The following is a 12,388-nucleotide window of genomic DNA, read 5'->3' as shown; positions in this document are numbered from 1 at the left end:
ATTTGTAATATATTTTATTAAAAACTTTGTTAATCAGATTTTTAAACTAAATTTGTGCTTATTGTATCTTGTTACAAGACCTATACACAACTCAAATATAGAAGCGATTGATGGGGCTTCTTAATTTTTATTAAGAAGGATTATTTGTACAAATGCAAACAACTAATCTAATCTATTTGTTAACTTTAAAAACTCATCTTTCGCTTCTTTTTTGTCGTACAAAACGTTATAAACAGCGTCGATTATTGGAGTTTTAGCTTTGTTTTTTTGATTGATTTTATAAGCACTTTTTGTAGCATAATACCCTTCAGCAACCATACTCATTTCTAACATTGCAGATTTTACAGTATAGCCTTTCCCTATCATATTTCCAAACATTCGATTTCTACTAAATGTCGAATATCCCGTAACCAATAAATCACCTAGGTATGCTGAATTATTAATATTACGCTTCATTTTATGAATCTTTTTAATAAAGCGTTTCATTTCACGTATACCATTACTCATTAACACCGCTTGAAAATTATCTCCATAGCCTAAACCATGGGCAATTCCTGCTGCAATGGCATAAATATTTTTTAGCATTGCTGCGTATTCTGTACCAATAATATCATCAGAAATTTTGGTTTTAATATAGCGTCCAGCTATTGCTTTGCTTAGGTTTGTTGCTTTTTTCTCATCTTGGCACGCCAATGTTAAATACGATAAACGTTCCATCGCTACTTCTTCTGCATGACAGGGTCCTGATATTACTCCAATATTTTCATATGGTATGTTGTATTTTTCATGAAAATGCTCACCTACTATTAATCCAGATTCAGGAACAATTCCTTTAATAGCTGAAAAAATAATTTTATTTTCTAAAGATGTTGTTAGTTTTTCCAGTTCAGTACTTAAAAAAGCTGAAGGAATGGCAAAAATTAACACATCGTAATTTTCAATAATATAATTTATATCTTCAGACAAATCTAACTGTTCAGGATGTAATTCAGCAGAACTTAAATAACTTGGATTATGTTTATTGCGCTTAATATGCTCAATGGCATATATGCTACGCATATACCAACCAATAGTTTCTAAATTTTCAGATAACATTTTAACAATAGCTGTAGCCCAACTTCCACCTCCTAAAACGGCTATTCTAGTTTGATTGCTCATAAGTAGTATTTGTTTGTAATACAAAATTAAGAAATCTATAAACGACTCTCTAAACTTAAAGCTTATTATATTTGAAAATTGAAAAATCAAGTAACATGAATGTACAAATCATAAACAAGTCAAAACACCAAACCCCTGCCTATGAAACTGAAGGTTCTGCGGGTATGGATTTGCGTGCGAATATAGATGCTGCTATTACTTTAAAACCTTTAGAAAGAGCCATAATAAAAACGGGATTATTTATTGCCCTCCCTGTTGGCTATGAAGCTCAAGTTCGTCCTCGTAGTGGACTTGCAGCTAAAAAAGGAATTACAGTATTAAACTCTCCTGGAACTGTTGATGCAGATTACCGTGGTGAAATAGGGGTTATTTTAGTTAATTTATCTAATGAAGAGTTTGTAGTAAATGATGGTGAGCGTATTGCTCAATTAATTATAGCAAAACACGAACGTGTAAATTGGCAAGAAGTAACTATTTTAGATGAAACTGAGCGTGGAGCAGGAGGTTTTGGAAGTACTGGAGTATAATGGAAGAACCTAATTTACAACCCTTACGAATTACTTCTGGTTGGAAAATAGAATGGAATTTATTTTATGAAGTAGATCCTTCAGAAGGTTTTATGCATTATTTAGACTCAAGTTCTTTATTGCATCTGACTAATTACCAACTTATGAGAGCTATTGATTTAGATTTCAGACCAGAAAATGACCTTAACGGTCTTTTTTATCTTAGAGTTATAAATCTTACTGAAGTTAAAAATCCTAAGACTCAAAAAACAGATTACAAAGGTGATTGGGAAAACTTATATTTTGAGTTATCTTCAAAAAATAGGTTAGAAATTGTTAAGGAAATTGAACGTTTGGTAGTACAAATACCACCCTACAAACAATAGTAATTTACAATAGTTTACATACTTGACTCATTTTTCGAACATCCTCAAATAACAATTCAAAGGTTAAAAAACAATGTGAATGATATTGATATCCTAACTTTTTATAAAATTCAAAGGCTTGTGGTTTCTCATCCATAGTATCTAACCATATCAATTCATATTGTTTTTTAATGGCTTCCTCTTCTAACCAAGCTAACAATTGCTTTCCAATTCCTTTACCTTGAGTGTTTTTATGCAAATAAATTCGATGAAGTTTTAATGATTTTTTTTGCTCAAACCCTGATAATTTTTCATCCCATAAAATCCTAAAAATACCTACTATTTTTGTATTGAAAAGAACAAAATAATAACTTGTTTTTTCTGCTGATAGCTCTTTTTCAAGATTCCTTTTAGAAAATTGACTTTGCACATACCAATTGCCTTCATCTTTCCAAAAATGTTTGTATGCAGCTTTATACACATCATCCATTAAGGTAATGAGGAATTTAAAATCTTCAACCTGTATTTTTTGTAATTGTATGGTATTTGAGATTCTAATCATGTTTTTTTTATAAAAAAAGCTGTTCTAGATAACCAGAACAGCTTTTTAAAATAGTAATAGTTTGAACTTTAAATTTAAAATTTCTTATTCTTGGTTTTCAATAGCTTCTTTAATTTTATTTTCAAGTTCTTCCATTAATTCAGGATTGTCTTTAATAACTCCTTTTACAGCGTCTCTACCCTGACCTAGTTTAGTGTCTCCATAGCTAAACCATGAACCACTTTTCTTTATAATTCCGTATTCTACTCCAATATCTAAAACTTCACCAACTTTTGATATTCCTGCTCCATACATAATATCAAATTCTGCTTGTTGAAATGGCGGAGCAACTTTATTTTTTACAATTTTAACTTTGGTACTGTTACCAATTACTTTATCACCATCTTTAATTTGTGTTCTTCTACGAATATCTAAACGAACCGAAGCGTAGAATTTTAAAGCATTACCACCTGTTGTCGTTTCAGGGTTCCCAAACATAACCCCAATTTTTTCACGTAACTGGTTAATAAAAATAACAGTACAGTTTGTTTTGCTAATCGTACCTGTTAATTTACGCAAAGCTTGTGACATTAAACGTGCATGTAGTCCCATTTTAGAATCTCCCATTTCACCTTCAATCTCTGATTTTGGTGTTAAGGCTGCAACCGAGTCAATCACTACAATATCAATAGCTCCTGAACGAATTAAGTTATCGGCAATTTCCAATGCTTGTTCACCATGATCTGGTTGAGAAATAATTAAATTATCAACATCAACACCCAAACTTTCAGCATAAAAACGATCAAAAGCATGTTCTGCATCAATAAAAGCAGCAATGCCTCCTGCTTTTTGCGCTTCTGCAATCGCATGTATAGTTAATGTTGTTTTACCTGATGATTCTGGTCCGTAAATTTCTATAATTCTTCCACGAGGGTATCCTCCTACTCCTAAGGCTAAATCTAATCCTAAAGAACCTGACGATATTGCATCTACATCTTCTACTTGGCTATCTCCTAACTTCATTACGGTTCCTTTACCGTACGTTTTATCTAACTTATCTAGTGTAAGTTGAAGCGCTTTTAATTTGGCTTCTTTTTCTTTATCTGCTGCCATAAATCGTGCTAATTATTTTAAATAATAAGAACGGCTAAGTTATGAAAAACTAGCCTTAATATCCTATCTTTTTATGTTACATTTTGTAATATTGTGCTTCTTAAAAAAAGAAAAGATGTCAAACCATCGTCACTTCATGATTTATAAACCTTATGGTTTTTTATCACAATTTATTACCAATCAAAAAAAAGGAGGAAAACACAAATTACTAGGAGAACTGCATGCTTTTCCTGAAAAAACAATGGCTGTTGGTAGATTAGATGTAAAATCTGAAGGTTTATTACTATTAACAACTGATGGAAAAGTAAGTGATTTTATTACTACCAGAGGTAGTGTTGAAAAGGAGTATTATGTTCAATTAGATGGTGCTATTACATCTGAAGCTATTGAACAATTACGAAATGGAGTGGAAATTGGTTTTGAGGGAAAAAAATACATAACCAAACCTTGTAAAGTTGAATTAATTGATACTCCCCATTTACCTGAACGTTCTAAAAAAATTCGCGATTCTCGTCACGGACCTACTCCTTGGATAACAGTTACCTTAACCGAAGGAAAATTTAGGCAAGTACGTAAAATGACCTCGGCTGTTGGTTTTCCTACATTGCGTTTGGTACGTGTTCGTGTAGGTGATATTTTATTAGGTAATATGCAAGTTGGGGAAGTAAAAGAGGTTGAGGAATTAATGTAACCTAAGTTATTTTTTAAAAGTATCTTTTAAGTACTTTTACAAGTATGAGGGATAATTCAAACACTTTTATTTACATTATAGCGGGTATAATTATTCTACACTTTTTAATAGGCTTTGGATATTTACTTTATAAAATGAGTAAAAAAGAAAATAAAAAATAATTACCCCTTTACCATTCTTATATGCGGAATACCATCTTCTAAATAGCCTTCTCCTACTTGTTTAAATCCGTGAGATTCGTAGAATTTTTGCAAATAGGTTTGTGCAGAAATCGTTATAGTAGTTTCATTATAATTATCAACAATAGCTTTGATAGATGCTTTAATCAAATCGTGTCCGTACCCATATTTACGTTCACTTTCTTTTACTACTACCCTACCAATACTAGGGGTATCAAAATATTCACCACTATTAAACAAACGAGTGTACGCTATTATTTCACCTTCTTTTTCTCCTATCACATGTAAAGCTTTTTGATCTTTACCATCAAGATCTTGATACACACAATCTTGTTCAACAACAAAAACTTCAGAACGTAATTGAAGTAATTCATACAGTTCTGAAGTTGTTAATTCTTTAAATTTTTTTACTATAAAATTCATGAACAGCAAGCTATTTTATTGACTCTATTCGCATGACGACCACCTTCAAATTCGGTAGATAGAAAAATCTTTACAAAACCTAAAGCTTGTTGTAACGATACAAAACGAGCTGGAATAGTTAAGATATTTGCATCGTTGTGTTGACGTGTTAATTCAACCAATTCGTTATTCCAACATAAAGCTGCACGCACTCCCTGATGCTTGTTAGCAGTCATTTGTGCTCCATTACCACTACCGCATAAAATAATTCCCATTTCTGCTTGTCCTGTCTCCACAGCTTCAGCAGCCGGATGAATGGTATCGGGGTAATCCATACTATCGGTTTCATTCGTACCAAAGTTGATTACTTTATGTCCTAATTCTTCTAAAAGTTTAACGATTTCAAATTTGTATTCGGTACCTGCGTGATCGTTTCCTACAGCGATTGTCATAATTTGTTGATTTTAATTCAGTTGTGAATTACAAAAATACAGTTATTCACGGTTATCAACAGTAATTAACAATGCTTTTTTTAGTATTCTTAATAACCTCTTTAAAATTAAGAGGTTAAACTATATTATCTAATTGTTAAGAACTCATAAAATATTCTGAAAAGAAAATTTGATTTTCTAAATATTTTTTACAATACAAGAACACATATTAATTATGCAACTTTTTTTTTGAGATTTTAATGAACATTTATCAACATTAAATTAACCCTTTTTTTACATTGAAAAGAAAATAAACTATTCATAATTTTCAGTGAATTGCTGTTTATAACTTTTGTTAATAACTCTATTTTATAGTTGATTTTTAAAGTTTTATTTAACTAATAACTTGTTTATTTATTTTAATAAGTCACTTCACCAAAAATAAAATCCACTTTTTATGCTACATATTAACACACTATAATAACAATCATTTCTTTTTTTAAATTTTTAAAATCTCTTTTATTAATAATATAATATGTTAATAACAGTTTTTTTTAAATTTAAGTTTTAGAGATTCTTCTACTAATCATTTACTGAGTTACAAAAATTAGAGTAACTTCTTTGTCTTCTTTTAGTGCAAATTGCAAAAAATAAGACGTAAATACTACGTTTGTTGAAAAGTGATAATAAGTGAGTAAAAAAGGCTTATACGGCTTTTTTAGAAGCTTTGATTAAGTAAATAGTATCTTTAGTTACAACTTCTGAAGGAGTTTTTTTGTTTAAAGTCGTATTAATACTCACAACAGTTACGATAATTCCTGTAATGAATATAAAAATAAACAGCGCTATTATTTTTCGTAAGTTTTTCATTTATAACGACTTTCTTACTATAAAGACGTATGAATTTAAGAAACGTTACAATTTTATTAAGTTTTTTTTAACTTTTTAAGGAATAACTATTTGAATAGCACTTTTTAGAATACTAACTTTAACTTCACCTTTACCTATTAACTCACCATCTGCTTGAATATAAGGAAGTTCATCATTGTTTTTGGGAGTTATTAACAATGAGTTAGCCAAATGCGTTTCTACTTTTTTATGCTGAAGAATTTTTCCGTTGTATAATTTTTTAATTGAAAAAAGTAAGTCCCAGAAAGATAGGTTTTTAGCTATTGTTATATCAAATAACCCATTATTAGAACCTTTATAATCAGTTAATTGCATACCTCCTGCAGAATACTTACAAATTCCAAACAAAGTCATTAAACACGTTGTTTCAATAATTTTATTGTTAATAGCTATTTTAAAAGTAGTTTTTTTGTAGAGTAATAAACCAGCTATTCCACTTAATAAGTACGCTATAGAGCCAAATCTTTTCAATTTATTTAACTTGTTAACAACATATCCGTCATAGCCAATACCTGCAACATTATTAAAATAAGAAGTAGTATTAGCCAATTCTAGATAACCAATATCTTGAAAAACAGTATTTTCCTGTTTTATTAAATTAACAGAAGCTTTTATATTTTTTGGTATATTATAGGCCTTAATCCAATCATTACCAGTACCTAATGGAATAACTGCAATGGTAATTTCTTTTGAATTTATTGAGTCTTGAGACATAATTCCGTTAACAACGTGATGTAAAGTGCCATCACCACCAACAGAAATTATTTTTTTATAGCCTTTGTTAATAGCTTGTTGAACAATTAATTTTTCATGATTTGCATATTCAGTTTTTGCATATTCATAGGTTATATTATTACATTTTAATTCCTGTTGAATATCAGACCAATATTTATTGAATTTACCATTACCAGCAACGGGATTTACAATAACAAACCAAGAATTATTCATATAAATACATTAAATAAAGAGCGGTAAAGTACAAAATGAATTTATAACAGTTATTTAAATTAGTAGCATTAATTTTATTTGTACTTTGGTAAAAATTTAAATAAGACGAAAGATTAATGACTAGAAAGAAAAAAATCTACAAAAAAAAGGGTAAAGTTATCAAAGATCTTACCCGAAACATTTTCAAAATTCTTAACGAAGACAGTACTAAATATTATAATTATAAGCAGATTGCTGCTAAATTAAAGGTTTCCGATACAGATGGTAAAAATCAAATTATTAAAAAATTAGCTGAATTAACGGCAAATAAAAAGATTAAAGAAGTAGATAGAGGTAAATACCAAATTGACGAAGACCGTAAATATCACGTTGGTACACTTGATGCTACTTCTAACGGTAACGCTTATTTTATTTGTGATGATTTTGAACACGATATTTTTGTGCCTTCAGTAAACTTAGGTAAAGGTCTACATAATGATACTGTTAAAGCTTACGTATATAAAAAGCGTAGAAGTAACAAATTAGAAGCTGATGTTGTAGAAATTATAGAAAGAGCAAAAGCTGAATTTGTTGGGGTATTACAAATGAACAAAAACTTCGGATTTGTTATACCTGATAACAGTAAAATGTATGCTGACATCTTCATCTCTCAAAGTAAACTGAATGGAGCTCAAGACGGCGATAAAGTGGTGGCTAAAATGACCGATTGGCCAGAGAATTCTAAAAATCCGTTTGGAAAAATTACTCAAGTTTTAGGAAAACCTGGAGATCATGATACCGAAATTCATTCTATTTTATTAGAATACGGTTTGCCTTATGAGTTTCCTTCAGAAGTTGAAAAAGAAGCTTCAGAGCTACCTATTGAAATTACCAAGGAGGAAATAGCCAAACGTAGAGACATGAGAGGTGATTTAACATTTACTATAGATCCTAAGGATGCCAAGGATTTTGACGATGCCCTATCCTTTACCAAACTTGAAAATGGAAACTATGAAATAGGTATTCACATTGCCGACGTATCTCATTACTTGCAACCTAAAACAGTTTTAGACGACGAAGCTTACGAACGTGCTACATCTGTGTATTTAGTTGACAGAGTGGTTCCAATGCTTCCAGAAATGTTGAGTAATGGAGTATGTTCATTGCGACCCAATGAAGAAAAACTTACCTTTTCTGCCGTATTTGAAATGAATGAAAAGGCACAAATTATTAATCAATGGTTTGGAAGAACAGTAACCTATTCAGATAAGCGTTTTGCTTACGAAGAAGCCCAAGCAATTATTGAAAATAAAACGAATATAATTCCTGCAGATGTTTCTTTAACTGGTGAAGCTTATGAGGTTGATGAAACTATTGTTGAAGCTACGTTAAAATTAGATGAATTAGCCAAAAAGATGCGTAAGAAACGCATGAAATCTGGAGCTATTTCTTTTGATAGAGTTGAAGTAAAATTCAATTTAGATGAAAATGCTAATCCCATTGGTGTTTTCTTTAAAGAAGCAAAAGATGCTAATAAACTAATTGAAGAATTTATGTTATTAGCAAACAAAAAAGTAGCAGAATTTGTAGGGTTATCAGCAGGAAGACCAAGTAAGAAAACTTTTGTGTATCGTGTACACGATGAACCAGATGTAGAAAAATTAGCTTCATTACAAAACATTGTTAGCAAATTTGGCTATAAAATCAACACAGAAACACGTCAAAAAACATCTGATAGCTTAAATAAATTATTATCAGACGTGCATGGTAAAGGAGAAGCCAATATGGTTGAAACCTTAGCGATACGTTCAATGAGTAAAGCTGAATATACTACACAAAATATAGGTCACTACGGTTTAGCTTTTGATTATTACAGTCACTTTACTTCACCAATTCGTCGTTATCCTGACGTGATGACACATCGCTTATTACAACATTATTTAGATGGTGGAAATTCACCAAAAGCAGAAATTTATGAAGAGAAATGTAAACACTCTTCAAAAATGGAAGAATTAGCCTCAAAAGCAGAAAGAGATTCTATCAAATATATGCAGGTTAAATACATGCAAGATCATAAAGATGAAGAATTTGAGGGGGTAGTTTCTGGTGTTACAGAATGGGGAATTTATGTTGAAATACAATCTAATAAATGTGAAGGAATGGTTCGGATCAAAGATATTAAGGATGATTATTATATATTTGACGAAAAACAATACGCTGTGATAGGTCAATCGACCAAAAATATGATCCAATTGGGTGACGAAGTTGTGGTTACAGTTAAACACACCGATTTGGAACGTAAACACCTTGATTTTAATTTAATTTCGCACTAATTTGTATAGTTTTAGACAATAAAAATTGATATTTACCTTTATAGTATTGGTATAATTATTGGTTATACTCAATTAACTAATGGAATTAATTATGAAGAAGTTAGCAATATTAAGTTTGTTTTTGATGACCGTTATAGCATCAGCTCAAACAACCATAACTAAGAATTTAGGAGACTTTTCAATTGTAAAAGTGTATAACGGTATTGATGTAAAACTCGTTAAATCAGATGTTTCTAAAATTATAGTTACTGGTGAAAAAACAGATAAGGTTAAAATTAAGTTGGATGGAACTACTTTAAAAATACTATTGAGATTCCCTGAAACCACTGCCGATGGTAAAGTAAAAGCAACATTATATTACAATAAAACTTTATCAATTATTGATGCCAATGAAGGTGCTACAATTACTGGAAAAGATATCCATCAACAAAAAGTTGAGATTAGAGCACAAGAAGGAGCTTTTATTAACCTTGTGGTAGATGTTAAGCATTTAGAGGTAAAAAGCTCTTCAGGAGCTGTTATAAGGCTATCAGGTGCGACTAAGAATCAAAATGTCAATGCAGATTTAGGTGGAATGTATCATGGATACAAATTATCAGTAGAAGAAATGACCACTGTAAAGGCTGGATCTGGATCTAAAGTAGAAGTACAATCAGGAGAAACGTTAGATGCTAAAGTATCATTTGGAGGTTCAATTTTTTACAAAGGAAAACCAGAAGTATTTAGAGACAAAAAAGTAATTGGTGGAGTAATTGAACACCGAAGTTAATTTCGTATCTTTGTTGCGCAAAATTTAATAAAAATGAATTTACTTACTATATTTTTAGGAATGATCGGACCATGGCAAATAGCTATTGTTGTTGCATTAGTATTATTATTATTTGGAGGTAGAAAAATCCCTGAATTAATGAGAGGTTTGGGAACTGGTATCAAAGAATTTAAGGATGCTACTAAAGATGAAGAGAATACAGATAAAGTAGAAGATAAGAAATAAGATATTTATTATAAAAAAAAACCGAAACATAATTGTTTCGGTTTTTTATTTAATTAAAGTTTTATAGCGGTCCCAGAAGCAGTAACCATAAGCATACCGCCATTGGAACCCACTGTTTCATAATCCAAATCAATTCCAACAACAGCATCAGCTCCTAACATTTTAGCTCTATCTGACATTTCTTTCATAGCTATTTCTTTAGCTTCTCTTAGTACTTTTTCGTACGAGCCAGACCTACCTCCTACAATGTCTCTAATACCAGCAAAAAAGTCTTTAAAAATGTTTGCACCAATAATTGTTTCACCAGTAACAATACCTAAATATTCTTTAGCAGGTTTATTTTCTAATAATGGCGTAGTTGATAATATCATACTTATTCTTTGTCTTTATTTTCCTGTGCTTTCTTCATAGCTTCACCAATTTGATTACTAGCTGTAAAGCTTGCTACCATATCATTTAACATGTTACTACCAGCTTGAGGTGAATTAGGTAATAAAATTAAGTTACTATTTGTTTCTTCACCAATAGATTGTAAAGTATCGTAGTGTTGTGTTACAACAATTAATGCAGATGCTTCTTGGCTGTTAATCCCAACTTTATTTAATACTTCTACAGATTCTTCTAAACCACGAGCAATTTCTCTACGTTGATCTGCAATACCCTGCCCTTGTAAACGCTTACTTTCAGCTTCAGCTTTTGCTTTTTCAACAATTAAAATACGTTGAGCATCTCCCTCAAATTGTGCTGCTATTTTTTCACGTTCAGAAGCATTAATACGGTTCATTGCTGCCTTTACTTGTGCATCTGGATCAATATCTGTTACTAAAGTTTTTATAATGTCATAACCATAATCAGCCATGGCATCGTTTAATTCAGTTTTTACAGCAATTGCAATATCATCTTTTTTAACAAATACATCATCTAACTTCATTTTAGGCACTTCTGCACGTACTACATCAAAAACATAAGATGTAATTTGATCGTGAGGATAATCTAGCTTATAAAACGCATCATATACCTTATCACGGATAACTTTGTATTGTACAGAAACTTTTAATTTCACAAATACATCGTCTAAAGTTTTGGTTTCCACAATTACATCTAATTGTTGAATTTTTAAACTTAATTTACCAGCAATTCTATCTACAATAGGAATTTTTAATTGTAAACCTGAATGACGAATGCTTTGAAAGCGACCAAAACGTTCAATAATTGCAGCTGTTTGCTGCTTAACAATAAAGAATAACGATAAGAATACAAGAATTCCGATAACAATGACCGGATACATATAAATTGACATAATTTTAATTTTTAAATGTTAGTAATTTTTTTTTTGATAAATATACTATTTAATAATAGATATTTATAGGACGAATTTTTATAGAATTGTTACAATTCTTTTTTTAAAATTATATTTGTAAAAAATCAATTATATGGAACTTATACAACAAAGCATAACAGAAATTTTAATCCTACTTTTTTTAATCGTTACTTTTTTACAATCAGGAATAGATAAGGTAACAGATTGGAAAGGAAATTTGGCCTTTATAAAAGGGCATTTTAAAGACTCTCCTTTAAAAAATTCAGTGCCTTTTTTACTTGCTGTAATATTGGTGATGGAATTATTAGCAGGTGCACTAATGTTTGTAGGAATATTTCATTTATCAACAACAGGTAATCATAATATAGCTTTAATAGGAGCAGAATTATCGGCTGTAACTTTGATCTTTCTATTAATTGGTCAACGATTGGCAAAAGATTACGCCGGAGCGATGACTTTGGCAGTATACTTTATAATTGCCATTTTAGCGGTTTATTTATTAAATAGATAAAAATTAT

At 30.5% G+C, this 12,388-nt stretch carries 16 protein-coding genes; 7 read left to right on the top strand and 9 right to left on the bottom strand.

What is annotated here, in order from left to right:
• Positions 1-162: 162 nt before the first annotated feature.
• Entirely contained in the window at positions 163-1,158 is a 996-nt protein-coding gene (locus tag ACN0WY_RS13975) for an NAD(P)H-dependent glycerol-3-phosphate dehydrogenase (RefSeq protein WP_417800761.1), read from the bottom strand.
• 95 nt (positions 1,159-1,253) lie between these two features.
• Between ACN0WY_RS13975 and dut the strand changes: the two genes are divergently transcribed.
• Both dut and ACN0WY_RS13965 read left to right on the top strand, forming a co-directional pair.
• Positions 1,254-1,685, top strand: a complete 432-nt coding sequence (gene dut, locus ACN0WY_RS13970) for a dUTP diphosphatase (protein ID WP_274638841.1) — start codon at positions 1,254-1,256, stop codon at positions 1,683-1,685.
• Complete coding sequence (locus ACN0WY_RS13965) at positions 1,685-2,050, top strand: hypothetical protein (protein WP_417800760.1); 366 nt, start codon at positions 1,685-1,687, stop codon at positions 2,048-2,050. The genes dut and ACN0WY_RS13965 overlap by 1 nt, the downstream gene beginning before the upstream one ends.
• 4 nt (positions 2,051-2,054) lie before the next feature.
• Here the strand turns inward: ACN0WY_RS13965 and ACN0WY_RS13960 are convergent, their stop codons facing one another.
• Both ACN0WY_RS13960 and recA read right to left on the bottom strand, forming a co-directional pair.
• On the bottom strand, positions 2,055-2,591 hold the full coding sequence (locus ACN0WY_RS13960; RefSeq protein WP_417800759.1) for a GNAT family N-acetyltransferase: 537 nt from the start codon (positions 2,589-2,591) through the stop codon (positions 2,055-2,057).
• Positions 2,592-2,675: 84 nt separating this feature from the next.
• Complete coding sequence (gene recA / locus ACN0WY_RS13955) at positions 2,676-3,683, bottom strand: recombinase RecA (RefSeq protein ID WP_330487710.1); 1,008 nt, start codon at positions 3,681-3,683, stop codon at positions 2,676-2,678.
• Between the two features lie 115 nt (positions 3,684-3,798).
• Here recA and ACN0WY_RS13950 point away from each other — a divergent pair, with 115 nt between their 5' ends.
• A complete protein-coding gene (locus ACN0WY_RS13950) occupies positions 3,799-4,374 on the top strand; it encodes a pseudouridine synthase (protein WP_417800758.1) in 576 nt (191 codons plus the stop codon).
• 161 nt (positions 4,375-4,535) lie between these two features.
• Here the strand turns inward: ACN0WY_RS13950 and ACN0WY_RS13945 are convergent, their stop codons facing one another.
• From ACN0WY_RS13945 to ACN0WY_RS13930, 4 genes are all read right to left on the bottom strand, one after another.
• Positions 4,536-4,976, bottom strand: coding sequence for a GNAT family N-acetyltransferase (locus ACN0WY_RS13945; protein WP_330487708.1), 441 nt, complete (start codon positions 4,974-4,976; stop codon positions 4,536-4,538).
• The gene (gene rpiB / locus ACN0WY_RS13940; RefSeq protein ID WP_330487707.1) at positions 4,973-5,407 is read right to left on the bottom strand and encodes a ribose 5-phosphate isomerase B; all 435 of its coding nucleotides are present in this window, start codon (positions 5,405-5,407) and stop codon (positions 4,973-4,975) included. Before rpiB ends, ACN0WY_RS13945 begins: the two co-directional genes overlap by 4 nt.
• Positions 5,408-6,091: 684 nt before the next feature.
• Positions 6,092-6,256, bottom strand: a complete 165-nt coding sequence (locus ACN0WY_RS13935; RefSeq protein WP_164505163.1) for a hypothetical protein — start codon at positions 6,254-6,256, stop codon at positions 6,092-6,094.
• Between the two features lie 75 nt (positions 6,257-6,331).
• Positions 6,332-7,243 (bottom strand): diacylglycerol/lipid kinase family protein, encoded by a 912-nt coding sequence (locus ACN0WY_RS13930; protein WP_417800757.1) that lies wholly within the window; start codon positions 7,241-7,243, stop codon positions 6,332-6,334.
• Between the two features lie 116 nt (positions 7,244-7,359).
• Between ACN0WY_RS13930 and rnr the strand changes: the two genes are divergently transcribed.
• The 3 genes from rnr to ACN0WY_RS13915 all read left to right on the top strand — a co-directional run bounded on the left by rnr (position 7,360) and on the right by ACN0WY_RS13915 (position 10,549).
• Complete coding sequence (gene rnr, locus ACN0WY_RS13925; RefSeq protein ID WP_417800756.1) at positions 7,360-9,555, top strand: ribonuclease R; 2,196 nt, start codon at positions 7,360-7,362, stop codon at positions 9,553-9,555.
• A 91-nt stretch (positions 9,556-9,646) separates the two neighbouring features.
• A complete protein-coding gene (locus ACN0WY_RS13920; RefSeq protein WP_330487704.1) occupies positions 9,647-10,324 on the top strand; it encodes a head GIN domain-containing protein in 678 nt (225 codons plus the stop codon).
• A gap of 33 nt (positions 10,325-10,357) precedes the next feature.
• Positions 10,358-10,549: a twin-arginine translocase TatA/TatE family subunit gene (locus tag ACN0WY_RS13915; protein WP_330487703.1), complete on the top strand. Its 192-nt coding sequence runs from the start codon at positions 10,358-10,360 to the stop codon at positions 10,547-10,549.
• 53 nt (positions 10,550-10,602) lie between these two features.
• Here ACN0WY_RS13915 and ACN0WY_RS13910 read toward each other — a convergent pair whose 3' ends face one another.
• Together ACN0WY_RS13910 and ACN0WY_RS13905 are read right to left on the bottom strand one after the other, a co-directional pair.
• Positions 10,603-10,920, bottom strand: coding sequence for a heavy metal-binding domain-containing protein (locus tag ACN0WY_RS13910; protein ID WP_330487702.1), 318 nt, complete (start codon positions 10,918-10,920; stop codon positions 10,603-10,605).
• 2 nt (positions 10,921-10,922) lie between these two features.
• Complete coding sequence (locus ACN0WY_RS13905) at positions 10,923-11,849, bottom strand: SPFH domain-containing protein (protein ID WP_047788054.1); 927 nt, start codon at positions 11,847-11,849, stop codon at positions 10,923-10,925.
• Positions 11,850-11,982: 133 nt separating this feature from the next.
• Between ACN0WY_RS13905 and ACN0WY_RS13900 the strand changes: the two genes are divergently transcribed.
• Positions 11,983-12,381: a DoxX family membrane protein gene (locus tag ACN0WY_RS13900; RefSeq protein ID WP_330487701.1), complete on the top strand. Its 399-nt coding sequence runs from the start codon at positions 11,983-11,985 to the stop codon at positions 12,379-12,381.
• Positions 12,382-12,388: the final 7 nt, after the last annotated feature.

The organism is Tenacibaculum sp., from assembly GCF_048269885.1.
Classification (GTDB): Bacteria; Bacteroidota; Bacteroidia; order Flavobacteriales; family Flavobacteriaceae; genus Polaribacter.
Note: the sequence above shows the minus strand (reverse complement) of the source record. Positions and strands in the feature narration are given on the sequence as shown.

Coding starts and splice junctions, on each gene's coding strand:
- ACN0WY_RS13975 (WP_417800761.1), bottom strand. CDS start 1,158: ATGAGCAATCAAACTAGAATAGCCGTTTTAGGAGGTGGAAGTTGGGCT.
- dut (WP_274638841.1), top strand. CDS start 1,254: ATGAATGTACAAATCATAAACAAGTCAAAACACCAAACCCCTGCCTAT.
- ACN0WY_RS13965 (WP_417800760.1), top strand. CDS start 1,685: ATGGAAGAACCTAATTTACAACCCTTACGAATTACTTCTGGTTGGAAA.
- ACN0WY_RS13960 (WP_417800759.1), bottom strand. CDS start 2,591: ATGATTAGAATCTCAAATACCATACAATTACAAAAAATACAGGTTGAA.
- recA (WP_330487710.1), bottom strand. CDS start 3,683: ATGGCAGCAGATAAAGAAAAAGAAGCCAAATTAAAAGCGCTTCAACTT.
- ACN0WY_RS13950 (WP_417800758.1), top strand. CDS start 3,799: ATGTCAAACCATCGTCACTTCATGATTTATAAACCTTATGGTTTTTTA.
- ACN0WY_RS13945 (WP_330487708.1), bottom strand. CDS start 4,976: ATGAATTTTATAGTAAAAAAATTTAAAGAATTAACAACTTCAGAACTG.
- rpiB (WP_330487707.1), bottom strand. CDS start 5,407: ATGACAATCGCTGTAGGAAACGATCACGCAGGTACCGAATACAAATTT.
- ACN0WY_RS13935 (WP_164505163.1), bottom strand. CDS start 6,256: ATGAAAAACTTACGAAAAATAATAGCGCTGTTTATTTTTATATTCATT.
- ACN0WY_RS13930 (WP_417800757.1), bottom strand. CDS start 7,243: ATGAATAATTCTTGGTTTGTTATTGTAAATCCCGTTGCTGGTAATGGT.
- rnr (WP_417800756.1), top strand. CDS start 7,360: ATGACTAGAAAGAAAAAAATCTACAAAAAAAAGGGTAAAGTTATCAAA.
- ACN0WY_RS13920 (WP_330487704.1), top strand. CDS start 9,647: ATGAAGAAGTTAGCAATATTAAGTTTGTTTTTGATGACCGTTATAGCA.
- ACN0WY_RS13915 (WP_330487703.1), top strand. CDS start 10,358: ATGAATTTACTTACTATATTTTTAGGAATGATCGGACCATGGCAAATA.
- ACN0WY_RS13910 (WP_330487702.1), bottom strand. CDS start 10,920: ATGATATTATCAACTACGCCATTATTAGAAAATAAACCTGCTAAAGAA.
- ACN0WY_RS13905 (WP_047788054.1), bottom strand. CDS start 11,849: ATGTCAATTTATATGTATCCGGTCATTGTTATCGGAATTCTTGTATTC.
- ACN0WY_RS13900 (WP_330487701.1), top strand. CDS start 11,983: ATGGAACTTATACAACAAAGCATAACAGAAATTTTAATCCTACTTTTT.